The organism is Rothia sp. 11273D007AR (assembly GCF_053547255.1).
Window position 1 is genome coordinate 102,824 of sequence record NZ_JBPPWJ010000002.1, and the last position, 24,223, is coordinate 127,046.

The 24,223-nt window shown below is 58.9% G+C and carries 26 protein-coding genes; 20 read left to right on the top strand and 6 right to left on the bottom strand.

What is annotated here, in order from left to right; genetic code table 11:
* Positions 1-49: 49 nt before the first annotated feature.
* The 15 genes from secY to glmM all read left to right on the top strand — a co-directional run bounded on the left by secY (position 50) and on the right by glmM (position 12,825).
* A complete protein-coding gene (gene secY, locus ACED88_RS01610) occupies positions 50-1,360 on the top strand; it encodes a preprotein translocase subunit SecY (RefSeq protein ID WP_185174286.1) in 1,311 nt (436 codons plus the stop codon).
* Positions 1,357-1,920 (top strand): adenylate kinase, encoded by a 564-nt coding sequence (locus ACED88_RS01615; RefSeq protein ID WP_185174287.1) that lies wholly within the window; start codon positions 1,357-1,359, stop codon positions 1,918-1,920. The genes secY and ACED88_RS01615 overlap by 4 nt, the downstream gene beginning before the upstream one ends.
* 110 nt (positions 1,921-2,030) lie before the next feature.
* Positions 2,031-2,864 (top strand): type I methionyl aminopeptidase, encoded by an 834-nt coding sequence (map, locus tag ACED88_RS01620; protein WP_449107462.1) that lies wholly within the window; start codon positions 2,031-2,033, stop codon positions 2,862-2,864.
* 54 nt (positions 2,865-2,918) lie between these two features.
* On the top strand, positions 2,919-4,100 hold the full coding sequence (rlmN, locus tag ACED88_RS01625) for a 23S rRNA (adenine(2503)-C(2))-methyltransferase RlmN (protein WP_237185997.1): 1,182 nt from the start codon (positions 2,919-2,921) through the stop codon (positions 4,098-4,100).
* A gap of 381 nt (positions 4,101-4,481) precedes the next feature.
* Positions 4,482-4,703 carry a translation initiation factor IF-1 gene (infA, locus tag ACED88_RS01630; protein WP_083090737.1) on the top strand — a complete coding sequence of 74 codons (222 nt, stop codon included), beginning with the start codon at positions 4,482-4,484 and terminating at the stop codon, positions 4,701-4,703.
* Positions 4,704-4,845: 142 nt separating this feature from the next.
* The gene (rpmJ, locus tag ACED88_RS01635; protein WP_004005257.1) at positions 4,846-4,959 is read left to right on the top strand and encodes a 50S ribosomal protein L36; all 114 of its coding nucleotides are present in this window, start codon (positions 4,846-4,848) and stop codon (positions 4,957-4,959) included.
* 159 nt (positions 4,960-5,118) lie between these two features.
* Positions 5,119-5,487 (top strand): 30S ribosomal protein S13, encoded by a 369-nt coding sequence (gene rpsM, locus ACED88_RS01640; RefSeq protein WP_083090738.1) that lies wholly within the window; start codon positions 5,119-5,121, stop codon positions 5,485-5,487.
* A 71-nt stretch (positions 5,488-5,558) separates the two neighbouring features.
* Entirely contained in the window at positions 5,559-5,963 is a 405-nt protein-coding gene (rpsK, locus tag ACED88_RS01645) for a 30S ribosomal protein S11 (RefSeq protein WP_083090739.1), read from the top strand.
* 146 nt (positions 5,964-6,109) lie between these two features.
* Positions 6,110-7,105, top strand: a complete 996-nt coding sequence (locus ACED88_RS01650; protein WP_135013066.1) for a DNA-directed RNA polymerase subunit alpha — start codon at positions 6,110-6,112, stop codon at positions 7,103-7,105.
* Positions 7,106-7,203: 98 nt separating this feature from the next.
* Positions 7,204-7,884 (top strand): 50S ribosomal protein L17, sunset domain variant, encoded by a 681-nt coding sequence (gene rplQ / locus ACED88_RS01655; RefSeq protein WP_237185998.1) that lies wholly within the window; start codon positions 7,204-7,206, stop codon positions 7,882-7,884.
* 113 nt (positions 7,885-7,997) lie between these two features.
* Positions 7,998-8,927 carry a tRNA pseudouridine(38-40) synthase TruA gene (gene truA / locus ACED88_RS01660; protein WP_449107463.1) on the top strand — a complete coding sequence of 310 codons (930 nt, stop codon included), beginning with the start codon at positions 7,998-8,000 and terminating at the stop codon, positions 8,925-8,927.
* Between the two features lie 290 nt (positions 8,928-9,217).
* The gene (gene rplM, locus ACED88_RS01665) at positions 9,218-9,661 is read left to right on the top strand and encodes a 50S ribosomal protein L13 (RefSeq protein WP_135013063.1); all 444 of its coding nucleotides are present in this window, start codon (positions 9,218-9,220) and stop codon (positions 9,659-9,661) included.
* Between the two features lie 35 nt (positions 9,662-9,696).
* Positions 9,697-10,185, top strand: a complete 489-nt coding sequence (rpsI, locus tag ACED88_RS01670; protein ID WP_135013062.1) for a 30S ribosomal protein S9 — start codon at positions 9,697-9,699, stop codon at positions 10,183-10,185.
* Between the two features lie 173 nt (positions 10,186-10,358).
* The gene (ppk2, locus tag ACED88_RS01675; RefSeq protein WP_449107464.1) at positions 10,359-11,444 is read left to right on the top strand and encodes a polyphosphate kinase 2; all 1,086 of its coding nucleotides are present in this window, start codon (positions 10,359-10,361) and stop codon (positions 11,442-11,444) included.
* 25 nt (positions 11,445-11,469) lie between these two features.
* On the top strand, positions 11,470-12,825 hold the full coding sequence (gene glmM, locus ACED88_RS01680; protein WP_237204780.1) for a phosphoglucosamine mutase: 1,356 nt from the start codon (positions 11,470-11,472) through the stop codon (positions 12,823-12,825).
* A gap of 192 nt (positions 12,826-13,017) precedes the next feature.
* On the opposite strand, the gene mscL is transcribed toward glmM, so the two are convergent.
* From mscL to coaA, 3 genes are all read right to left on the bottom strand, one after another.
* The gene (gene mscL / locus ACED88_RS01685) at positions 13,018-13,398 is read right to left on the bottom strand and encodes a large conductance mechanosensitive channel protein MscL (RefSeq protein WP_431463369.1); all 381 of its coding nucleotides are present in this window, start codon (positions 13,396-13,398) and stop codon (positions 13,018-13,020) included.
* Positions 13,399-13,557: 159 nt separating this feature from the next.
* Positions 13,558-14,070, bottom strand: coding sequence for a M15 family metallopeptidase (locus ACED88_RS01690; RefSeq protein ID WP_449107520.1), 513 nt, complete (start codon positions 14,068-14,070; stop codon positions 13,558-13,560).
* 12 nt (positions 14,071-14,082) lie between these two features.
* Complete coding sequence (gene coaA, locus ACED88_RS01695) at positions 14,083-15,039, bottom strand: type I pantothenate kinase (protein ID WP_449107465.1); 957 nt, start codon at positions 15,037-15,039, stop codon at positions 14,083-14,085.
* Positions 15,040-15,167: 128 nt separating this feature from the next.
* On the opposite strand from coaA, the gene glmS reads away from it, so the two are divergent.
* The 3 genes from glmS to ACED88_RS01710 all read left to right on the top strand — a co-directional run bounded on the left by glmS (position 15,168) and on the right by ACED88_RS01710 (position 18,543).
* Positions 15,168-17,051, top strand: coding sequence for a glutamine--fructose-6-phosphate transaminase (isomerizing) (gene glmS / locus ACED88_RS01700; RefSeq protein ID WP_449107521.1), 1,884 nt, complete (start codon positions 15,168-15,170; stop codon positions 17,049-17,051).
* 129 nt (positions 17,052-17,180) lie between these two features.
* Positions 17,181-17,618, top strand: a complete 438-nt coding sequence (locus tag ACED88_RS01705) for a holo-ACP synthase (protein WP_449107466.1) — start codon at positions 17,181-17,183, stop codon at positions 17,616-17,618.
* Position 17,619: 1 nt separating this feature from the next.
* Entirely contained in the window at positions 17,620-18,543 is a 924-nt protein-coding gene (locus ACED88_RS01710; protein ID WP_449108521.1) for an ADP-dependent NAD(P)H-hydrate dehydratase, read from the top strand.
* Positions 18,544-18,598: 55 nt separating this feature from the next.
* Here ACED88_RS01710 and ACED88_RS01715 read toward each other — a convergent pair whose 3' ends face one another.
* The 3 genes from ACED88_RS01715 to ACED88_RS01725 all read right to left on the bottom strand — a co-directional run bounded on the left by ACED88_RS01715 (position 18,599) and on the right by ACED88_RS01725 (position 22,240).
* Complete coding sequence (locus ACED88_RS01715; protein WP_449108522.1) at positions 18,599-20,071, bottom strand: sugar transferase; 1,473 nt, start codon at positions 20,069-20,071, stop codon at positions 18,599-18,601.
* 176 nt (positions 20,072-20,247) lie between these two features.
* The gene (locus tag ACED88_RS01720) at positions 20,248-21,024 is read right to left on the bottom strand and encodes a phosphatase (RefSeq protein WP_449108523.1); all 777 of its coding nucleotides are present in this window, start codon (positions 21,022-21,024) and stop codon (positions 20,248-20,250) included.
* A gap of 10 nt (positions 21,025-21,034) precedes the next feature.
* Complete coding sequence (locus tag ACED88_RS01725; protein WP_449108524.1) at positions 21,035-22,240, bottom strand: glycosyltransferase; 1,206 nt, start codon at positions 22,238-22,240, stop codon at positions 21,035-21,037.
* Positions 22,241-22,356: 116 nt separating this feature from the next.
* Here ACED88_RS01725 and alr point away from each other — a divergent pair, with 116 nt between their 5' ends.
* Positions 22,357-23,616, top strand: coding sequence for an alanine racemase (gene alr, locus ACED88_RS01730; RefSeq protein WP_449108525.1), 1,260 nt, complete (start codon positions 22,357-22,359; stop codon positions 23,614-23,616).
* 3 nt (positions 23,617-23,619) lie between these two features.
* A complete protein-coding gene (gene tsaE, locus ACED88_RS01735) occupies positions 23,620-24,213 on the top strand; it encodes a tRNA (adenosine(37)-N6)-threonylcarbamoyltransferase complex ATPase subunit type 1 TsaE (RefSeq protein WP_449108526.1) in 594 nt (197 codons plus the stop codon).
* Positions 24,214-24,223 lie beyond the last annotated feature (10 nt).

The window sequence follows — 24,223 nt, forward strand, 5'->3', positions numbered from 1 at the left end:
CAGTTAGGACGTTCGGGGCACCCCAAATTTTTCTCTCACAGGAGGACATGTGCTGACCGCTTTCGGACGGGCATTCAAGACGCCCGACCTGCGTAATAAGCTGCTGTTCACCCTGGGTATTATCGTGATTTACCGTGTGGGCGTGTTTATCCCCGCTCCCGGTGTTTCTTACGGAAACGTGCAGCAGTGCCTGTCGACCGTTACCGCAACCGGTGGCGTTTACGACATGATTAACCTCTTTAGCGGTGGCGCCCTGCTCCAGCTGTCGATTTTTGCCCTGGGCGTTATGCCTTACATTACCGCGAGCATTATTGTTCAGCTGCTTCGCGTGGTCATTCCCCGCTTCCAGCAGCTCCATGAGGAAGGTGCGCAGGGGCAGACCAAGCTGACCCAGTACACCCGTTACCTCACTATTCTGCTGGCCCTGCTGAACGCTACCACCATCGTCTCGTTGGCTCGTTCCGGTATGCTCCTGCAAGGTTGCACCCTGCCGATCATCCCCGATGACGGTATCTGGAACATTCTGCTGATTATTACCGCTTTGACCGCAGGTACCGGTGTGGTCATGTGGCTGGGTGAACAGATCACTGAAAAGGGCGTGGGCAACGGTATGTCCCTGCTAATTTTCACCTCAATCGCAGCGTCTTTCCCCTCCGCTTTTGGTTCCATTCTGCAGACCCAGGGCTGGGGCATCTTCTCCGCAGTTGTAGCGGTCGGCCTGCTGGTCATCGTAGCCGTTGTCTTCGTTGAACAGTCCCAGCGCCGCATCCCCGTTCAGTACGCCAAGCGAATGATTGGCCGCCGCACCATCGGCGGTACCACCACCTACATTCCTCTCAAGGTCAACATGGCCGGCGTTATCCCCATCATCTTCGCTTCCTCCATGCTGATGGTGCCCGGCCTCATCGCCCAGTTCAACACCCCCTCAGACGGCTCAGCCCCGCCTGAATGGGTCAACTGGATCAACACCTACCTGGTCATGGGCGATCACCCGCTCTACATGACCCTCTACTTCCTGCTCATTCTGGGCTTCGCCTACTTCTACGTTTCCATCACCTTCAATACCGAAGAAGTTGCGGGCAACATGAAGAAGTACGGCGGTTTCATCCCCGGTATCCGCGCAGGACGCCCCACCCAGGAGTACCTGAGCTACGTGCTCAACCGTATTACCCTGCCCGGCGCCATCTACGTAGCAGTACTAGCGCTCCTGCCGCTGGTAGCCTTCGTCCTCTTCGGCGCCAACCAGAATTTCCCGCTCGGCGGTGCCTCACTGCTGATCGTTATCGGTGTCGGTCTTGATACCGTCAAGCAAATCGACGCCCAGCTCCAACAACGCAACTACGAAGGACTACTACGATGAACCGTCTGCTCATCATTGGCCCTCCCGGCGCCGGCAAAGGCACCCAGGCCGTCAAAATCGCTGAAAAGCTGAACATCCCCGCTATTTCCACCGGAGACATCTTCCGCAAGAACATCAAGGAAGAAACCGAGCTGGGCAAGGAAGCCAAGAGCTACATCGACTCGGGCAACCTGGTTCCCGACTCCGTGACCAACCGTATGGTCCGAGCCCGCCTGGCTGAAGACGACACCGCCAACGGCTTCCTGCTCGATGGCTACCCCCGCAACACCGCCCAGGTCGGTGAGCTCGACACCATCCTCGCAGATATGGGTCAGGAAATTGGCCAGGTTCTGCTGCTCGTCGCCGACAACGACGAACTGGTCGAACGTCTGCTGGGCCGTGCCGCTAAGGAAGGCCGCTCAGACGACAACGAAGAGGTCATCCGCCACCGCCTCAAGGTCTACGAAGAAGAAACCGCACCCCTCGTAGCTATCTACACTGAGCGTGGCCTCGTGACCGAAATCGACGGTCTCGGAGAGATCGACGAAGTCACCACCCGAATCATGGACGCACTCAAGTAAACGTCCGCTGCACCTGTGCCCCCGGTCATTGCGGGGGGCACAGGTTTTTAAAGCAGACTGGTGTAGTTTGACTCCACTACGCCCCACAAACCTAGCCAGGAAAGAGCACTATGCGCCGCATCGAATACAAAACAGACCGCCAGCTTGCTGAAATGGCCAGAGCAGGTGTGATTACCTCTCGTGCCCTGGACGCAGCGGTAGCAGCTGCTGCCCCCGGTGTCACTACCGCCGAGCTCGATACGGTCTTCCGCGGCGTCCTCGCTGAACACGGCGCGGGCTCCAACTTCCTGGGCTACTACGACTACCCAGCAACCATCTGCACCTCAGTCAACGACGAGGTCGTTCACGGAATCCCCGGCCCCCGCGTCCTGCACGACGGGGACATGATCTCCATTGACGGCGGTGCTACCGTCCAGGACGCCCGTGGCACCACCTGGCACGGCGACTCAGCCCGTACCGCCCTCATCGGCGAGGTCTCAGACGCCCGCCGTGAGCTCTCAGAAATAACCCGCGCAGCCCTCTGGCACGGCATCGCAGCCCTCGCCACCGCCAAAAAAATTGGTGAAGTCGGCTTCGCCATCGAAAACTTCGTTCGGGAAGAAACCGGCGACAAATACGGGATCATCGAAGACTTCGTAGGCCACGGCATCGGTACCTCCATGCACATGGCCCCCGACGTCCTCAACTACGCCGCCCGCGACCTCGGCCCCCGCGTCAAAAAGGGCATGGCCTTCGCCATCGAACCCATGCTCGTGACCGGTTCAATTGAAACCGTCACCCTCGACGACGACTGGACCATCAAAACCGTCGATGGGGGAGATGCCTGCCAGTGGGAACACTCCGTCTGCGTGCACTCCGAAGGTATCTGGGTTCTCACCGCAGAGGACGGCGGCGCCTCCGAACTCTCCAAACTCGGCGTCACCGTCAAACCCATCCCCGCCTAAACCGCACAACCCAACCCCCAGCGTCCGCCCCGCATCGCACCGAAAGCAGCAGCCATGACCGAAACCACCAGCGTCCCCCTGGAAATCTCCAGCGCCCGCCCCGAACCCGGCCAAATTATCCTCAAAGCCCCCCGCCGCGGCAAACCCCCGCGCCACATCGCAGACTTCGACATGGCCGGCCGTCGCGCCTTCCTCGAAGAACTTGGCTACAAGCCCTTCCGAGCCGCCCAGCTTTCCAAACACTACTTCGAACGCCTCGTCAACGACCCGGCCCAGATGACCGACCTGCCCGCAGCAGAACGCGAAAAAATGGTCGCCGACGCCATGCCCCAGCTGCTCACCACCGTCCGCACCCTCGAAGCCGACGGCGGCGACACCCTCAAAGTCGTCCACCGCCTCTTCGACGGAGCCCTCGTCGAATCCGTCATCATGCGCTACGACAACCGCGTCACCATGTGCATCTCATCCCAAGCAGGCTGCGGCATGAACTGCCCCTTCTGCGCCACCGGCCAGCAGGGCCTCACCCGCAACCTCTCCACCGCCGAAATCGTCGAACAGGTCATCGCAGGCGCCCGCTACCTCAAAGACATGAAAGGCCTCGAACAGGCCGAAGGCGGCTCCGAAGACACCCGCCCCCTGCGCGTCTCCAACATCGTCTTCATGGGTATGGGTGAAGCCCTCGCCAACTACAAAGCCACCATGGGCGCCGTCCACCGCCTCATCGACCCCGCCCCCGAAGGACTCGGCATCTCAGCCCGCGGCATCACCATGTCCACCGTCGGCCTCGTCCCCGGCATCCGCAAATTCGAACTAGAAAAACTCCCCATCACCCTAGCCCTCTCCCTCCACGCCCCCGACGACGAACTGCGCGACGAACTCATCCCCATCAACCAGCGCTGGAAAGTCGACGAAACCCTCGACGCTGCCTACGACTACTACCGCACCACCGGCCGCCGCATCTCCATCGAATACGCCCTCATCCGCGACATCAACGACCAGGGCTGGCGCGCCGACCTCCTCGGCAAAAAACTCGCCTCCCGTGGCCGCGGCTGGGTACACGTCAACCCCATCCCGCTCAACCCCACCCCTGGCTCCAAATGGACAGCCTCCCGCAAGGGCGTCGAACAAAACTTCGTCGAACGCCTACGCGCCCACGGCATCCCCACCACCGTACGCGATACCCGCGGAAGTGACATCGACGGTGCCTGTGGCCAGCTTGCTGCTAAGGAAGATTAAATGCTGATGCACAGCAGATGCGCTTTTGCCTGCTGACCCTCTCGCTGGTTCGCTAACGCTCACGAGCGATTCACGCCAGCCCCAGCCAGCAGGCTGACAGCGCATCTGCTGTGCTCAGTTGTAGGGAGTCTGGTCAGCTGGCTGCCGAAGCGTCCTGCTCCTGCGCTTAAGCCCCGGACCTTAATGTGAAGCTCGCTATGTTTTGCGAAAACCATTAACATTCCGGGGCTTTTGCCGTATATTAGTTTGTTGGTTGTCTGTGCCATGCGTTTAGTACGCAAGCGGAGCGGTACCCGAACCCGGGAGAACGCACCGAACACAGAAAAAACACTACCAAGAGCCCCCAAGACACCTTGGGAGCACGAAAGTAAAGCGGAGGATATGGCCAAGAAAGACGGCGTCATCGAGATTGAAGGTACCGTGGTCGAAGCACTGCCCAACGCATCATTCCGCGTTGAGCTAGACAACGGACACAAGGTACTTGCCCACATCTCAGGCAAGATGCGTCAGCACTACATTCGAATCCTGCCTGAGGACCGAGTAGTAGTCGAGCTCAGCCCCTACGACCTCTCACGCGGTCGTATCGTCTACCGCTACAAGTAAACACGAGCAGCAAACGTCGCTAAGCAGCGGCGTTTACGCCGTGTAAAAGGGGTAAACAGTTCTCCCACCGGCTAGCCGGACATAGAACCTCTTACCTCGCCCGTCCAAAGCATTAGCTGAAACATCAACGCAAAGGAATGCGATGAAGGTCAAGCCGAGCGTTAAGCCGATCTGCGACAAGTGCAAAGTGATCCGCCGTCACGGTGTGGTCATGGTGATCTGCGAAAACCCGCGCCACAAGCAGCGCCAGGGCTAAACACTAGCCAACGCTGACAAGACCACCCCACCAGGTGGCACAACAGAAAATGGCACCGCTCCTGCTAATAAAGCAGGATACCTCCGGGCACAGAGGCCGGGGACCGGGACAACCGGGCAGTGATGTCACAGACCTCTGCGAAAACAAGGAGAACGCCCCATGGCACGTCTCGCTGGAGTCGATATTCCCCGCGAAAAGCGCGTGGAAATTGCTCTTACTTACATCTACGGCGTGGGCAAGACCCGTGCAAAAGAAGCGCTTGCTGCAACCGGTGTTGACCCCAACACCCGCGTCAAGGACCTTGACGATACCCAGCTCGTAGCTCTTCGTGACTTCATCGAAGGCAACTACAAGGTTGAAGGTGACCTTCGCCGCGAGGTTGCTGCCGACATCCGCCGCAAGGTAGAAATCGGTAGCTACCAGGGTCTGCGTCACCGCCGTGGCCTTCCCGTACACGGCCAGCGCACCAAGACCAACGCCCGTACCCGTAAGGGCCCGAAGCGTACCGTCGCAGGTAAGAAGAAGTAAACAGTGTTGCCTCAGTCTTGCACATCGCGTAAGACCAACACTTCAACCAAAACTTTGTAGGAGAATCAAAAATGCCTCCCAAGACTCGCGCAGCGGCCAAGCGTACCGGCCGCCGCAAGGTTTCCAAGAACATTGTTGCCGGTCAGGCACACATCAAGTCAACCTTCAACAACACCATCGTTTCAATCACTGATCCCTCTGGTGCTGTTATTTCCTGGTCATCCGCCGGCGAAATGGGCTTCAAGGGTTCACGCAAGTCAACCCCCTACGCAGCTCAGATGGCCGCTGAGACCGCTGCAAAGCGCGCTCAGGAACACGGTGTCCGCAAGGTAGACGTTTTCGTCAAGGGCCCCGGCCCCGGTCGCGAAACCGCTATCCGCTCACTCCAGGCTACCGGCCTCGAAGTTGGCTCCATCCAGGACGTCACCCCCGTTGCCCACAACGGTTGCCGTCCTCCGAAGCGCCGCCACGTCTAAGCCCCACCGGCTAGACGCGTCCCGAACATCGGGCGACCAGCAACCTACCAGTTGCAGGTCAATGAACAGACTGCTTCGTCTGCTTCCTCACTCGTTTTTCCCAACCTGTGAGCTCATATAGCGGATGCTCACCGAAAGGAAACATAGTGCTCATTGCACAGCGCCCCATCCTGCGTGAAGAACACGTATCGGAAAACCGTTCACGCTTCACCATCGAGCCCCTCGAACCCGGCTTCGGCTACACCCTGGGTAACTCCCTCCGCCGCACCCTTCTCTCATCCATCCCCGGTGCCGCTGTAACCAGCATCCGCATCGACGGCGTGCTGCACGAATTCAGCACTGTAGAAGGTGTGACCGAGGACGTCACCGAGATCATCTTGAACATCAAGAAGCTCTCCATCTCATCAGAGAACGACGAGCCCGTCATCGCCTACCTGCGCAAGCAGGGCGAAGGTGAACTCACCGCAGGCGACATCGAGGTGCCCGCAGGCGTCGAGATCCACAACCCGGACCTCCACATCGCAACCCTCAACAACCGCGCAAACTTCAACGCAGAACTGACCATCGAACGCGGCCGCGGCTACGTCTCGGCAGCACAGAACAAGTCAGGTGACGCAGAAATCGGCCGCATCCCGGTCGACTCCATCTACTCACCCGTCCTTAAGGTCACCTTCCGCGTCAGCGCGACCCGTGTTGAGCAGCGCACCGACTTCGACTCCCTCACCCTGGACGTCGAAACCAAGGAAGCAATTGCTCCCCGCGACGCAGTCGCATCAGCAGGCAACACCCTCGTTGAGCTCTTCGGCCTGGCCCGTGAACTCAACACCGCCGCTGAAGGTATCGAAGTTGGCCCGTCACCCGCTGACGAGTCAATGGCCGCAGACCTGGCTCTGCCCATCGAAGACCTGGACATGACCGTCCGCTCCTACAACTGCCTCAAGCGCGAAGGCATCCACACCGTGGGTGAACTCGTGACCCGCAGCGAAGCAGACCTCATGGACATCCGCAACTTCGGTGCCAAGTCCATCGACGAAGTCAAGGCAAAGCTCACCGAGCTTGGCCTGTCCCTCAAGGACTCACCCGCCGGAATGGACCTTTCAGCCCGCCTGCAGGACGACGACAGCTACGGCAGCGACTACTAAGACACCGGCAGTCAACGCTTCCACGCGTTACACCAGTCAAACATCTTTGGTTCCCCTGCCGTGAGGCAGTAAGGAACGGCTTACCAGGAGAATAAATTATGCCTACTCCCACTAAGGGTCCCCGCCTCGGCGGATCACCGACCCACGAGCGCATCATGCTGAACAACCTGTCTCAGCAGCTCTTCGAGCACAAGCGCATCACCACCACCGTTACCAAGGCAAAGCGTCTGCGCCCCGTCGCCGAGCGTCTGATCACCTTCGCAAAGAAGGGCGACCTCAACGCACGCCGCCGCGTCCTGCGCTCCATCGGTAACAAGACCGTAGTCCACGAGCTCTTCACCGTCATTGCCCCCGCAATGGCAGAGCGCCCCGGTGGCTACACCCGTATCACCAAGATCGGTAACCGCAAGGGCGACAACGCCCCCATGGCAGTTATCGAACTGGTCATGGAGCCCGTTGCAACCGCAGCAGCTGTTTCAGAAGCTACCAAGGTAGCAGAGACCGCAGCACCCGCAGCAGAAGAGACCAAGGCCGCAGCACCCGCAGCAGCCGAGTCATCAGACCTGCCCGCAGGCGCACACGCAGCAACCGAGAACGGCGAAGCTCCCGAGGGCTTCGAAATCAAGGGCAACGCTGACTCCATGAAGTACCACGTACCCGGCTCACGCTGGTACGCAAACACCCAGGCTGAAATCTGGTTCGACACCAAGGAATCAGCTGAAGCAGCAGGTTACGCACCTGCCGGTGGTGCAGCAGCACAGACCATCTCCGAAGACTAATTCTTAGTCACCGGTAGATAAAAGGCGGCTCTTCCCCTCACACGGGGGAGGGCCGCCTTTGTCTGTAGCGGGTAAAGTGGAGTGAGCCTGTACCCCGCCTTCTAAGGAGAGCCGTGACCGAAACCCCCGAGCAGCTATACGAGCCCCGCGTACGCGTGCGCCTTGATTTTGCCTACGACGGTGGCCCCTTCGCAGGCTGGGCCAAGCAGCCGGGGCTTATCACCGTTCAGGGAGTCCTCGAAGAAGCCCTGGCCCTTATCTTCCGCCGCCCTGTCTACACGACGGTAGCCGGGCGAACCGACGCCGGAGTTCACGCCCTGCACCAGGTGGTGCACTTCGACCTTGCCAAGGACGCCTGGGAGCGGCTACCCGGGCGCAGCCAGGACGCACCGGCGTCCGCCCTCCGCCGCAAATTGCGCGGGGCGCTCAGCAGGGCTCTGGCAGATGCTGAGGTACAACTTGGAATACCATCCCGTCTGCAGGGATATATGCAGCGGGCGATCACGGTCAGTAGATGCCAGGAGGCCCCAAGCGATTTCGATGCCCGCTTCTCGGCCCTCGAACGCTCCTACCGTTACCTGCTTGAAGACGGGCAAGAAGAGAAGGGCAGTAACCCGCTGAACCGGCAGGTAGCCTGGCAAATCAACCCCGTACTCGATATAGATCTGATGAACCGTGCTGCCCAGAACCTCTTGGGACTCAACGACTTTCTCTCCTTTTGTAAGCCCCGCGAAGGCTCCACCACGATTCGCGAGTTGCGCGAACTTCGGTTTGAGCGGCGGACGGACGGCCTCATCGAAGCAAACATCAGGGCAGACGCCTTCTGCCACAATATGGTGCGAACCCTCATCGCCTCACTGGTGATGGTGGGGGAGGGGAAAAAGGACGAAGCCTGGCTGATCTCCCGCATCGAAGAGCCCGTACGAGACTCCCAGGTGCGTCTAGCTGCCCCGCGCGGTCTGGCCCTAGCCTCCATCACCTACCCCGAGGCGTCCGGCTACGCAGCCCAAAGCGAGAAAGCCCGAAACCTGCGAACCCTCTAAATCACAAGCCTGTGATTTAAACGTGAGGTCAGTCAAAACCCCGTCTTTAAAGGGCTAAGCCCTGGATTAAGAGACTTAAACTCTGTATAGTTTCATACGTTGTGCGTATGCCGCCCTCATTTCGTACCCTGTTCTTCGGTCTAGTTGCAGGACAATAACGGGGAACAAGAGGTCTGAGGAAATCGGTACCGCAGATGCGTTTGGCCCTCACCCAAACCCTGCGTAAACGCACCTATGTAAACCAGCGCGATACCCAACTAGCGCTACAAGAAACGAGAAAAGGCGAAATTTTGCGCACTTACACTCCGAAGTCAGGCGACAACAACCGCCAGTGGCACATCATCGATGCCTCTGATGTTGTTCTCGGCCGTCTCGCAAGCCAGACCGCAATCCTGCTGCGCGGCAAGCACAAGCCCACCTTCGCACCCCACGTTGACATGGGTGACTCCGTCATCATCATCAACGCTGAAAAGGTTGCACTGACCGGTGCCAAGCTTGAGCAGAAGCGTGCCTACCGCCACTCGGGTTACCCCGGTGGTCTGAAGTCAGTCAACTACGCCGAACTGTTGGAAACCAACCCCGTTCGCGCCGTAGAAAAGGCTGTTAAGGGCATGCTCCCCAAGAACAAGCTGGCTGCCCAGCAGCTCAAGAACCTCAAGGTCTACGCAGGTTCCGAGCACCCCCACGCAGCTCAGCAGCCCAAGACCTACGAATTCACCCAGGTTGCCCAGTAATTCGGGCCTACGAAAGAACTATTAAAGGAGACATCGTGGCTCAGAACGAAGAGTACACCACCGAAGAAGAGCTCACCAGCTACACTTCCGAGTCCTCAGCACCCGTTGCTGAGAAGGCTGCCCGCCCTGCACTGACCGTTGGTGGTCAGGCTGTTGGCCGTCGCAAGGAAGCCGTTGCCCGCGTCCGCCTGGTACCCGGTACCGGCAAGTGGACCGTTAACGGTCGCGAGCTCGACAACTACTTCCCCAACAAGCTGCACCAGCAGGAAGTAAACGACCCCTTCAAGCTGCTTGAACTCGAAGGCGCCTACGACGTCTTCGCCCGCATCTCAGGTGGCGGCCCCTCCGGCCAGGCTGGCGCTCTGCGTCTTGGCGTTGCTCGTGCCCTGAACGAGATTGATGCTGAGAACAACCGCCCCGCCCTGAAGAAGGCAGGCTTCCTGACCCGCGACGCTCGCGTTATCGAGCGTAAGAAGGCTGGTCTTAAGAAGGCACGCAAGGCTTCACAGTTCTCAAAGCGCTAAGCTACGATTACTGGGCCTACTGCTCAGATTTGTTGTCAGATGCCCCATTTCTCTTTGCAGAAATGGGGCATTTGCCTTACCCGGCTTAGGGTCAAAAGACGTGTAACAGTGGGGTGTCTCACGTCTTATGCCTAAAATAGATGTGGAACATACACACGAGAGAAAGGGTGCCCATGGCATCTTCGAACACCACTCGCAATTCACGCTCCACCAAGGCCGCAGGCAAGGACGCCGCAGCCGACGTAGAAACTCCCAGCACCGATGCTGCGGAGCAGGCTACCCCCGAACAGGCAACTGACTCCAAGAAAGAAGCAGTTAAAGCGGCTCTCACCAAAGAGACCCGCCGCGTATCGGTCGTAGAGGACTACAGCGCAGAGCTCGACGAAATTTCATCTCTGACCAAGAAACTTAGCGGTGACGGCGAGAAGTCGGACGCCTGGAAGGCTGGCTACCCCTACGACAAGAAGCTTTCCCGCAAGGAATATGAGAAGGAAAAGCGAGCTCTGCAGATTGAGCTCCTTAAGCTCCAGCTCTGGGTTAAGGAAACCGGCCAGAAGGTTCTAATTATTTTTGAGGGCCGCGACGCAGCGGGTAAGGGCGGCGCCATCAAGCGCTTTATGGAACACCTCAACCCCCGCGGTGCCCGCGTCGTTGCTCTGGAAAAGCCCACCGACGTTGAGCAGACCCAGTGGTATTTCCAGCGCTATATCCAGCACCTGCCCTCCGGCGGCGAAATCGTGCTCATGGACCGCTCCTGGTACAACCGCGCAGGCGTCGAGCGCGTCATGGGCTACTGCACCTCCCAGCAATACTACGAATTTATGCGTGAGGTCCCCGAACTAGAGCGCATGCTGGTTAACTCCGGCGTCAAACTCATTAAGTTCTGGTTCTCCGTTACCCGTGCAGAACAGCTAGCCCGCTTCAATTCCCGCCGCACCGATCCCGTACGCCAGTGGAAGCTATCGCCTACCGACCTGGCCTCCCTCGATAAGTGGGATGACTACACCGCGGCTAAAGAAGCTATGTTCTTCTATACCGACACCGGCGATGCCCCATGGACCGTCGTGAAGTCTAACGACAAGAAGCGCGCCCGCCTCGAAGCCATGCGCCACGTGCTCAACCAGTTCGACTACCCCAATAAGGACCACGCCCTGGTCGGTTCCACCGACCCGCTCATCGTGGGTAAGGGATCAGACGTTCTAGAAGACGATGTGCCCGAAAACCCTGAGGGTTTCCCCGTCTTACGCGAAGAAAAATAGAACTGAGCGCGTAGAATAATCAGTAATGTCTAGATTATTCGGAACCGACGGTGTTCGCGGCCTCGCTAACGAAGTGATTACTCCTGCTCTTGCTATGGAGCTTGCGCAGGCCGCGTCCATCGTCCTTGGGTTCAATACGGTTAAAGAAGGTGTCCGCCCCAAGGCTGTTATCGCCCATGACTCCCGTATCTCTGGTGAGTTCATTGGCGCGGCAATGACCGCAGGCTTTGCGGCATCAGGTGTTGACGTGCTCGACGCGGGTATGGTGCCTACCCCCGCCGCGGCTTACCTAGTGGCAAGTACAGAAGCCGACTTCGGCGTCATGATTTCTGCTTCCCACAACGCGGCTGAAGACAACGGAATTAAGTTCCTGGCTCGCGGTGGTAAGAAGCTGGATGATGCGATTGAGGACGCCATCGAGGCCCTCTACCGCTCCAAGGACTTCCGTTACCCCACCCACGGTGAGGTGGGGCGCGTCCGTCCGCTGACTGATGGTGAAGACCGCTACGTCACCCATCTGGTCTCAACCATGCCCGAGCACCGCCGCCTTAACGGCCTTAAGGTTGTACTGGACTGTGCTAACGGCGCCTCCTCTGGGGTTTCTCCCGATGCCTTCCGCACCCTGGGCGCCAAGGTGTTTGTGATTGGTGCTGAACCCGATGGCATTAACATCAACGACGGTGTGGGCTCGACCCACCCCGAGAAGCTTCAGGAAGCGGTTGTTCGCCACAGCGCTGACCTGGGTATTGCCCACGACGGCGACGCCGATCGCTGTATGGCTGTCGATGAGCAGGGCAACCTGGTCGATGGCGATCAGATTATGTCGATTCTTGCGCTGTCGATGAAGGAAGCAGGCACTCTCAAGGACGACACCCTGGTCGCCACGGTCATGTCTTCACTGGGCCTGGAAATCTTCCTCAAGGAACACGGCATCAAGCTAGAGCGCACCGCTGTGGGCGATCGCTACGTGCTGGAATCCATGAACAAGAATGGCTTTAACCTGGGCGGTGAGCAGTCGGGCCACGTGATTATGTCGGACCACGCCACTACCGGTGACGGCGTGCTCACCGGTCTGCATCTGGCTGCTGAAATGGCCCGTACCGGTCTGCCCCTCTCTGAGCTGGCTAACCGCATGCAGGCAACCCCCCAGAAGCTGATCAACGTCAAGGGCGTTGACCGCGCTGGCGTTGCTGGCTGTGTGCCCCTGCAAGAAGCGATTAAGGACGCCGAGGCCCAGCTGGGCGATACCGGTCGAGTTCTGCTTCGCCCCTCGGGTACCGAACCCCTGGTGCGCGTCATGGTTGAAGCTGAGACCCAGGAAGTTGCAGATGCAACCGCCCAGGCTCTAGCCGATGTTGTGGCTCGTGAGCTCGCTATCTAAGGTAGCCTCCTCTTAGCCTCTGCCGGGCCCTGTTTTCCCTCACCGGGGGAGCGGGGCCCGGCTTTTTGCGCTCAAGCCTATACTTGTCTAACCGGTGTGAGAAGTTGTTTTCTCCGGTTGTGCAAAAAGAACAGGGCATGAGAAAGCCCCGGTAGGTAACTACCGGGGCTTTCTCTATCAAAGGATAGAAAATTACTTGACGGTCAGAGCGTCGCGGATTTCCTTCAGCAGAGCAACCTGGGGATCCTCTTCCTCAATCTCTTCTTCAAGGTCGAGCTTGGCAGCACGACGCTCGTTGAACTTGTTGATGGGCATAACGATGCAGAAGTACAGGGCTGCTGCAACGATGAGGAAGTTAACAACTGCGGTTAGGAAGACACCGATTTTGACGTCGCCGAATGCTAGCCACTGATCGAAGGAGATATCTCCACCGGTCAGCATCGCGATGGCGGGCATCATGACGGACTCAACAAGAGCGTTAACAACTGCAGTAAAGGCGGTACCAATGATCAAACCGACTGCGAGGTCGATGACGTTACCGCGGGTGATGAAATCTTTAAAACCACTAAGCATGAGTTCAAGAATAGCGTTTTCTGCCAGTGGTGAACACCAGTCTGAGCTGAAATTTTCGCTGTAAACCAGTGGGTTTACTCACAGGCGGGGGTAACCTATCAGCTTATGCTAAAAATTTGTAGGTTTCCAGTCATCAACCCGCCGGCCGGTACCCGTTTCTTAGTAGGTGGGGGCGGGCCCCGTACCCCAGAAATCTTCTAGTGTTTCAAATCCAGATTCTTTTAGCGCGGTGGCTTCCTCAATGCCGATATAACGCAGGTGCCAGGACTCATACCAATAGCCGGTGGTCTCGTGGTGCCACCAGGGGTAGCGCACCACAAATCCATAGCGGTGGGCGTTCTCGGCTGCCCATAGGGCAGCTGCCGTGTCTTTGAAGCAGGGCTGGAGGTCGCAGGCGCCACCGGTTCCGATATCGAGGGCAAGCCCCGTTTGATGTTCCGAATAACCCGGGCGGGCAGAAGCCACATCTGCATGATCTGTACCGTACTGGGCAGCCCAGCTGGCATAAGTTCCCTGCTGGGTCTCATACGACCGGTAACCGCTGAGAGCGACCATGGGGGCACCCGCTGCAGAGGCATCGGCAAACATGCGGTGCGCTGCTTGCGCTGCCTCGGCATGAAGTATGACAGGGCTATGAGGTAGCTCGCTAAAGCCAGCGAAACTGTGAAAAATAAGAGCGCATACCTAGTTCTTCCGTAACAGAACCTTACGAATCTTGTGATCATGGGACTTCTTCAAGATCAGTCGGGCTCGCCCACGTGTGGGGCGCACATTCTCTCGCAGGTTAGGTTCGTTGATAGAGCGCCAAATGCTCAAAGCCAGCTCAACCGCTGCGTCCTCTGACAAGTCGGCATACCGTTTGAAGTAGGAGTTGGGGTTGGTGAAAGCCGACCGCTGGAGCTTCAGGAAGCGTTGCACATACCAGTGCTCTATATCTCTGGTAGAAGCATCAACGTAGATAGAGAAATCAAAGAAGTCAGCCAGGCTTAGTGCCGAGCTTTTCTCGCTATCAAGCTTGGCCGGGGCCAATACATTTAAGCCCTCGACAATGAGAACGTCGGGGCTGGTAACCTCAATGCGCTCACCCTCTACGATGTCGTAGTAGAGGTGGGAATACTTAGGGGCGGTGACGAGGGGAGCACCTGACTTCACTTCTGACACAAACCTCAAGAGGGCACGGCGGTCGTAGGACTCTGGGAAACCCTTGCGTCCCATAAGCCCCCGGCGTTCTAACTCGGCATTGGGGTAGAGGAAGCCGTCGGTGGTTACCAGCTGGACGTTCGGGGTTGAGGGCCAGCGTCGAAGCAGCTCCTGCAGGACGCGGGCGGTAGTTGATTTGCCGACAGCTACTGACCCTGCCACGCCGATAATAAAAGGAACTTTCTGGCCTTGAAGACCTAAAAAGTCGTTAGTCATGTGGTTAGCGCTCGCGGCTGCATTGACATAGAGGTTGAGCAGGCGAGAAATAGGCAGATAAACCTGTGCCACTTCCTCCAAATCAATGGTCTCACCCAGCCCGCGTAGCTGTTGCAGCTCGTCCTCTGTCAGCGGAACTGAGATCTCGCTAGCGAGTCGGGACCAGGTATCCCGGTCTAGCTCCGTGAACGGAGAATATTTGGAAGAAAGCGCAGATATGCTCATTTACAACAGTCTAGAGGGGTGTAGATAGCGAGCCTAATATGACGACGGTCTAAAGGGAAAAGACAGATCGCGACACTGTGGCGAAGACAGCAGTAGGGCAATGAATTCTTAGATGTAAGATGAATACCATGTGTGGAATCGTAGGATACGTAAGTCTCGGCACTGCCGCAGACGGTAAGAAATTTGACCATACCGCATACGATGTGGTTCTCGAAGGTCTGCGCCGCCAGGAATACCGCGGCTATGACTCAGCCGGTGTTGCCCTCATTGGCGATAACGGCATTGAATTCCGTAAGAAGTCAGGCAAGCTTGTTAATCTCGAAGCTGAAGTAGAAGCTAACCCGCTGCCTGCTACCACTATCGGTATTGGTCACACCCGCTGGGCTACCCACGGTGGCCCTACCGACAATAACGCTCACCCGCACGTTGTAGACAACGGCCGCCTGGCAGTTGTGCACAACGGCATTATCGAAAACTTCGCAGAGCTGCGCGCTGAACTGGTTGAAGAAGGCTGTGAGTTCAAATCACAGACCGACACTGAAATTGCAGCTAACCTGATTGCCTCCATCTACAACAAGCTGGAGAACAAGGACCTCACCGAAGCCGTCCGCCAGGCATCAAACCGCCTTGAAGGCGCCTTCACCATCCTGGTCATCCACGTTGACCACCCTGATCGTGTCGTAGCAACCCGTCGCAACTCACCCCTGGTTATTGGCCTGGGCGAAAACGAAAACTTCCTGGGCTCAGACGTCTCTGGCTTCATCGACTACACCAAGAAGGCAGTCGAAATGGGCCAGGACCAGATTGTTACCATCACCGGTAGCGACTACTCCATCATCGACTTCGAAGGTTTCCCCGCCAACGGCAAGGAATTCACCATCGAGTGGGACGCCGCTGCTGTTGAAAAGGGTGGCTACGACTCCTTCATGGAGAAAGAAATCCACGAGCAGCCCGCAGCCGTGCGCGATACCCTGCTGGGCCGTCTGGACGAAAAGGGTAACCTGACCCTCGACGAACTTAAGATTGACGACGCCACCCTGCGTTCCGTCAACAAGATTATCGTTGTCGCCTGTGGTACCGCCGCCTACGCTGGCCAGGTAGCCCGCTACGCTATCGAGCACTGGTGCCGCATCCCCACCGAGGTCGAGCTGGCCCATGAGTTCCGCTACCGTGACCCCATCGTAGATGAGAAGACCCTGGTCGTTGCCCTCTCCCAGTCCGGCGAAACCATGGACACCCTCATGGCAGTGCGCCACGCCCAGGAACAGGGAGCCAAGGTTATTTCAATCTGTAACACCAACGGCTCAACTCTGCCCCGTGAATCCGATGCAGCTCTCTACACTCACGCGGGCCCCGAGATCGCAGTTGCATCCACCAAGGCCTTCCTCTCGCAGATTGCTGCTGCCTACCTGCTCGGCCTCTACCTGGCCCAGCTGCGCGGCAACATGTACAAGGATGAAATCCGTACCATCCTTGAAGAGCTGCAGAAGATGCCCGAGAAGATTCAGGCTGTTATCGACAATGAGCAGCAGGTCAAGGATCTCGGCACCTCTATGAAGGACGCCAAGTCCGTGCTCTTCCTGGGCCGCCACGTTGGCTTCCCCGTAGCGATGGAAGGCGCCCTGAAGCTCAAGGAAATCGCCTACCTGCATGCCGAAGGCTTCGCAGCGGGCGAGCTCAAGCACGGCCCCATCGCCCTTGTCGAAGAAGGCCAGCCCATCTTCGTCATCGTCCCCTCACCCAACGGCCGCGACTCCCTGCACTCCAAGGTTGTTTCTAACATCCAGGAAGTCCGCGCTCGCGGTGCAGTGACCATCGTTATCGCAGAAGAGGGCGATACCGCTGTTGAGGAACATGCAGATCACATCATCCGCATCCCCGCCTCACCCAGCCTGCTCCAGCCCCTGCTGTCCACCGTGCCCCTGCAGATCTTTGCATGCTCTGTGGCTCACGCGAAGGGCTACGACGTTGACCAGCCCCGTAACCTGGCTAAGTCAGTAACCGTCGAGTAAAGCTTCTCTACACGAGTAGAGATAGGAACCCCGTACCCGGTAGGGTGCGGGGTTCGCTCTTTAAACTGATAGGCGGGAACGTAGAATGGGCAAGAGAAAGATGCTTTAGAAGGAGCGAAGAGAGAGCCTATGATTATTGGTACCGGTACTGACGTGGTCAATATAGATCGGTTCGCTGAGCTCTTAGAACGTACCCCAGCCCTACGGGAGCGGCTCTTTGCGCCGGGGGAGCGGGGGTTGCCCGTCCGCTCCCTAGCCGCCCGCTTTGCGGCTAAGGAGGCCGCTGCCAAGGCCTTGCGGGCCCCTGCCGGTCTGAACTGGCAGGATTGCTGGGTGGAGAAGGGCGCGGACGGCGCCCCCTACCTGGTCGCAGAAGGGACGGTTGCCCGGCGAGCTGCTGAACTGGGGATCAACCGCTGGCACCTCACGATGAGCCATGATGAACCTATAGCTACCGCAACCGTTGTGGCAGAGTACCTGAGCGACAGTGACCTGTTGAACCTGTTGCGTTTAGATCCCTCTGCCCGGGGGCTGCTGTTAGCTCGCCCGGTAGAAGAGGGGAACTAGAGTGGTTAGCGCCAAAGAATTGACCCACGGGGACGTCGAACAATATGTCACTTGCCCTACTTCTTCCTCCCATAAGTACACCCGCGGGGTGTTAGGCCTGCTGACCGGGAGCGATACCTACCCGGGTGCTGCCCTCATGTCTGCCCGGGCTGCCGTCAATACCGGGGTCGGCATGGTGCGGTTTGCTGGAACGTCCTCCCTGAACTTCCAGGTACAGCTGGCCGTGCCTGAAGCTGTATGCAGCGTGGGCGAAGCCGAGAAACTACACATAGATGCCTGGGCTCTTGGCTCAGGTATCGCCGGAGAATCACGAGAAACTGAGGCTCTGGCCGTCCTTACGGGAGGGCAACCGGCCGTTATTGACGCAGGGGCGATTTCCCTAGCTGCCCGGCTGGTAGCTGATGGGCTAGAGCTGGCGTCACACCATATTCTGACACCCCATGCCGGCGAGCTGGTTGATGCCCTGACCTGGCTTCTGGCTCTGGCACCGTCCGCGCTCCATGCCCTTGATCCCGAATTGACAGAGCCACCCACCCGGGAGCAGGTGGAAGCTGACCCATATAGCTTTGCAACCCTCCTGGCTCAGGCAACGCGGGCCACAGTGCTGCTCAAGGGCGGAACGAGCATCTTAGCCGCACCCACCGGTGAGCTCTTTCAGATAACCAGCGAGAACCACTGGCTGGCCACCGCCGGTAGCGGGGACACCCTCACCGGTATTCTCGGGGCTCTCCTTGCCCGGTATCAGGCGGAAGAATCCGCCCCCGGTGCCCTCTCAACTGACTATGCCAGGCTAGCGGGCGCCGCCATTCAGATATATCAGTTAGCAGCAGACCTGGTGCACGGAGCAGGGATTTCTGGCCCCACGCCACCAACCCTGGTAGCCCAGAATATTCCCGAGGCCGTAGCCATATTTCTTGAGAAGTAGACCTATAACAAAGGCCGGTTACCCTGACGGTAACCGGCCTTCTTGCATACGAGTCCTAGTAGGCGCCGTCCTTAGCAAAGACCGCGCGGACGGTGCGGAAAAGAATGACGATATCGCTCATCACCGACCAGTTCTCAACGTAGTAGAGGTCTAGGCGAATAGACTCTTCCCACGAGAGATTCGAGCGGCCAGAGACCTGCCAGAGGCCGGTAATGCCGGGCTTGACCAGCAGGCGGCGGTAGGCGTCCTCTTCGTACTGTTCAACTTCAGAGGGCAGCGGGGGGCGGGGCCCCACAAGCGACATATCGCCGACAAAGACGTTCCACAGCTGAGGAAGCTCATCGATGGAGTACTTGCGGATAAACTTACCGATCTTAGTGATGCGGGGGTCATCTGCCATTTTGAAGAGTACCCCGTTGCCCTCGTTCCGGTCCATAAGCTCCTTTTTGAGCTCTTCGGCGTTGGTGACCATTGAGCGGAATTTAATCATGTAGAAGGGGGCACCCCGGTAGCCGACGCGTTCCTGCAGGAAGAAGATGGGGCCGCCGTCCTTTTTGACCAGCAGGGCAACGGGGACGAGTAAGGGGGCCAGGAAAATCAGGCCAAGGCCCGATGCTACAACGTCGATAGCCCGTTTGACCAGGGCCTGCATGCCTTCAATACGGGGAGTATGAACGTGAATCAGGGGGACGCCGTTGAGCGGCTGGGTATGGATACGGGGGCCCGCGATATCGGTCATAGCGGGAGCCATGATGAGTGCAACGTGGGCAGCAGCTAGTGCCCATCCCAGGCGGCGAAGCTCTGTGGGATTGAGCCCGTGACCGGTAGAAACCGCCACCGCGTGAATATTGTTCTCACGAACCACCCTGAGGACTTCTGAGGCATCGGGGGAATAGCCAAGGGTCGGAATAGCGCCATCAGCGAGCTGGGTGCCGGGACGAGAACGAGGCAGGTAGGCCGCTACCGGGAAGAGACCGGAGGTACGGGCCCCCTGGAGGGTCTTGTAGAGGTGCTCGCCTGAGGCTGAGTCACCGATAATCATGACGCGAGAAAGAGCCCGGCCTTTATTGCGCCAGTGGACGAGCCAACGGCGCACGCCCCAGCGGGCGCAAAGAAGCAGGACCATACCGATGGGGTAGGCCAAGATAACGTAGGTGCGGGCAAAATCGATTTTGGTCAGGTAGGAGAAAATTGCGATGACCGCGAAGAAATAGGTCGTTGCTTTGGTTACCAGACGGTATTCATCGACACCGTGCCCTAGGTAGCGAATATTGCGGCTATTGGCAATCGAGAGTGCAAAGAGCCAAATAAGACCAAAGGCTACACCTGTTCCCACGTATCCTAAAGGCAGGTTGGCGCGTCCCATGACTTCTGAGTTTTGAAAGCCGAAGCTAGCAATATGAGCCAGGGTGATAGCGAGTGTAATAGCCAAAGTGTCGGCTAGGTAGAGAGCAACCCTAATTTTGGGGTGCCAGGTGCGGCGGTTGCGCGTTTCTGCCCACCGCTCCTCAATGTACTGTTCGTTCACTAGTGTGTATTCCCCTAAAGATGGAGTCTGCTCCGGGTGCGAGAGTGAGGTGGGCAGACCTGTACGATTAGGCTTTTAATACTACAGTGTTAGCTGGCTTAAGAGCGGGTAGATATCCTGAAATATGCTTCACACTTTCAGCTGAAAGTAACTTGTTAGTGCTGGTCAGAGTGTTCTTAGCGGGTAAGCCCAGCTTCGTGCAGGATAAAGTCAATCACCGGTTCGTAGAGGTGCGGGGTGACGTTATCGTCCATGGGGACCGCAACGAGTATCTGCCCCTGTTCGGCGGAGACAAAAAGCCCGGGGTCGTTGCAGTCAGCGATACCGATGGTCGGAATCCCAGCGGAGGCCGCATAGCCGGCAAGTCCGTGGTCGGCGATGACAAGACCGGGAGTAATTCCCCGTTCTTGAAGCTGGGCGAGCGCTAGCTGCATAGGGCCGGGGAAGTGAGTGTGCTGCAGGTTGCCGTACTGCTCGAACATAATGACGTCAAAGATTTGGCGGATATCGCCGTCAAGGAAACGGTCGCCCTCCTCGATGGTCAGGACGGTTGCCCCATGAGTTTTGGCTGCTGCTGCAAGACGGGCGTAGATAGGGAAAAGGCCGGCGGGGTGGCCGGTGGCAAAAAGCAGGCTTTTGCCCGCCCGTACTGCGTCACCGAAGATACGGGCGTATTCGGTGAGCCCATCAATACAGAGATCAGCGCTGATGGTGTCTTGGCCCTCCCTGTGATTGGGGTCAGAACTGGTACCGACCCTGCGCGCCATTAGCTCGAAGATATCGTCGACGGTCCAGTTTCTGGTCCACTTGACACCGAACTCTAGGTGCTCGTTGCCCTCAACAAAGCCCTGCATATGGGCGAGGTTGTTCTCACGGGCGGTTGCTACCTGCCCGGTGATCCGGGATTTATCGAGGTAGGCTGCGAATTCTTGGCGGGTCATGGAAAAGGTCATGGGTTTCCTCCTAAGAGCGGGCAAGGGACTGATAGAGCTGAATAAGGGCCTGGGCTGTTGCCTGCCAGGTAAAGTCATGGGCGCGCCGGGCCCCGGCATGCCCTAATGTGAATCGACGCTGCGGGTCTCTCACAAGCTGCTCGATGGCGTCCGCCCAGGCGGCGGGCGTCCGCTGGGCTACTAGCAGACCGGTGACGCCGTCAGCTACTGCTTCCCTGAGCCCGTCCACCTTGCTAGCGAGTACCGGGGTGCCGCAGGCAGAGGCCTCCAGGGCAACCAGGCCAAAGGTTTCTGAGGATGAAGGGCAGGTAACGATATCGGCCTTTCGGAAAGCCTGGGCGAGGTCGGGGGTGGGCATCGAGGGAAGTAGGCGGACGCGGTCGCCTAGTCCCAGCTCTTCTGCTCGGGTATCGAGATCCTGTTCATAGTTTGTGCCGGAGGTTCCAATGATGTCGAGGGTAACGTCCAGCTCTCGCGGAAGTAGGCCGAGGGCTTCAACCAGCAGATGAGGGCCCTTAAGGTGCTGGGGGCGGCCGGCAAAGACCAGGTGGGCTGCACCGTCCTGCCCCTCATGAAGAGGGCGGACGCCCTCGCGCGGGGAGAAAACAGAAAGGTCAACGCCGGGGGCTACCGTCACCAGTTGGGATTCTTGTGCCCCGTAGAAGTCGCGCATCTGGGCTGCCTCATACTCCGTATTGACCACTAGAGCGGCGGCCCTGCGGACCAGCGCCTGCTCACCACGCAAACGTACCTCGGGCTCTGGACACTCGCCCTCACCCAGACGGGCATTTTTGGCAGCTGCGGTGGTGTGCATTGTATGAACGAGCGGTACCTGCGGGTAGGCTGCAAGGGCCGCCAGACCCGAGAGCCAGTAGTGGCTGTGAACCAGCTGGGGCGGTCGCGACGCTATAGCCCGAACGGCCATAGCAAAGCCCGGAACCAGCTCAGGTAAATCTTCCTTACGGGCTCCTTCAGCCTCAGGCAGGTAGAGAGCGGTAACGGTGGCCCGCTCGTGATACCGTACCTGCCCAGCTTGCTGGCGGTCGGTTGCCAGCGTAAAAACTTCCACGGTCAGCTGGGGGTTGACCTCAAGAAGAGCCGCCAAAGAACGCTCAATATAGACGTTCATGCCGCCAGCATCCCCTGATCCAGGTTGGGCCAGGGGTGAGGTATGCAGCGAAAAGATATGCAGGTGCAGCGGAAAAGAAAAACTCACACCTCTACTCTACCCCTGCCACATCTGCCCGCGCTCTGTAGGCGTCAGCGCAGGTGCGCTAACGGCAAACTCAACTAAGCTAGAGAAGAAAAGACCCTACGCCCAAGGATGACACCGTGTCTATCGACAGCCTCTACCGCGCCCACGGCTTCGTGCCCCTTGACGCTCCCACAGATGCAGAACGCCTCGCCGTCATCGACCTGGATGCCGTTGAACATAACGTCCGGCGCATCAAAACCCTCATCGGGCAGCGCGCCCTCATCGCCGTGGTCAAAGCGGACGCCTACGGGCACGGGGCTCTCGACGTAGCCCGGTCGGCAGTGGCGGCAGGAGCTGACTACCTGGGGGTCGTCCACGTCAAAGAAGCCCGCACTCTCCGCGCCGGCGGTGTTACAGCCCCCATTATCGCCTGGCTCCACACCCCCCGAACCGACTTTGCCCAAGCCCTCACAGACAACCTCGAGCTGGGCGTCTCAAGCACCTGGGAACTTGACGCCATCGCAAGCGCCCACCGTGCCAGCGGGCAGCAAGAGCCTGTTAAAGTTCACCTCAAAGTAGATACCGGCCTAGGCCGCAACGGTGTGACCATGAGCGAACTACCGGCGCTCGCCGCCGCCGCCCGCCAGCTCGAAGAGGACGGGGTGCTGCAGGTGGTCGGGGTCTTCTCCCACCTGGCAGTAGCTGACGAACCAGAACGTACCGAAACAGCCGAGCAGTCCCAGACCTTCGACCGGGCTTTAGACATCTTGCGTTCCGCCGGTCTGCGCCCGACCCTGCGCCACCTTGCTAACACACCCGCAACCTTCAGCGCGGCGTCCGTCGGCGCTGAAGAAGGCCTGCTGCGGGACGCCGTCCGGGTGGGTCTCGGTCTCTACGGGCTGTCACCCCTGCCCGGGCAGACCCCAGCAGACCTGGGACTCAAGCCGGTCATGCACCTGCAAACCTTCATCAACGCAGTCAAGGAAGTCCCCGCAGGCCAAGGCGTCTCCTACGGCCTTAACTACGTGACCGACAAGCCCACGACCCTGGTCCTGGTGCCGGTTGGCTACGCGGACGGCGTTCCCCGAGTCGCAACCGGCGGGCCGGTCCGTATCTACCCGGCCTCCGGCCCCGCCCGAACCTACCGGGAGGTGGGTCGAATCGCCATGGACCAGCTGGTCGTAGACCTCGGTGAACCCGGTTTGGCTGACCCCGCGGTCGGCTTCCTGGGTGCCCCTGCCGTCCTCTTCGGAACCGGCGACAACCCGCCTGTCACCGACTGGGCAGAAGCCTCCGGAACGATTAACTACGAAATCGTCACCCGCATATCCCCGCGCGTCACCCGCATCAGCGTCGGCGGATCCTGGCGCCAGCGCGACACCGAAAGCGAGCAGTAAACCGTGACCGACCGCGTCCTTGACCTCGAAATCACCGGCCCCGAGCACACCCGCGCCATCGCCCTGGCCCTAGCGCCCCTCCTCACCGCGGGCGACGTCCTGATTCTCACCGGCGAACTGGGAGCCGGCAAAACCACCTTCACCCGCTCCCTCGGCGAAGGACTCGGCGTGCGTGAGGGCGTCATCTCACCCACCTTCGTCCTCTCCCGCGTCCACCCCAACCTACCCAACGGCCCCCGCCCCGGCGGGCCTGACCTCGTGCACGTTGACGCCTACCGACTCGCCAGCTCAGAAGAACTCGACGACCTCGACCTCGAATACTCCCTCGACCGGTCCGTCACCGTCATCGAATGGGGCCGCGACAAAGCAGAACACCTCTCAGAATCTATTCTCGATCTGGAATTTACCCGGGTGACAGGCGCAGACCTGGCCGAGACCGACCCCTACGCCCTCTACGCCCCGGGAAACTGGGAAGAAGAGGACGAGGACGGCGGGGCCCCCGAACCGCGCCGACTCCGCCTCATCGGAAGCGGACCCCGCTGGGAAAATGCTTGGGATGAATTAGCGGAACATCTGACTCGTGTAGGGGGAGCATAGGGATCTTTGG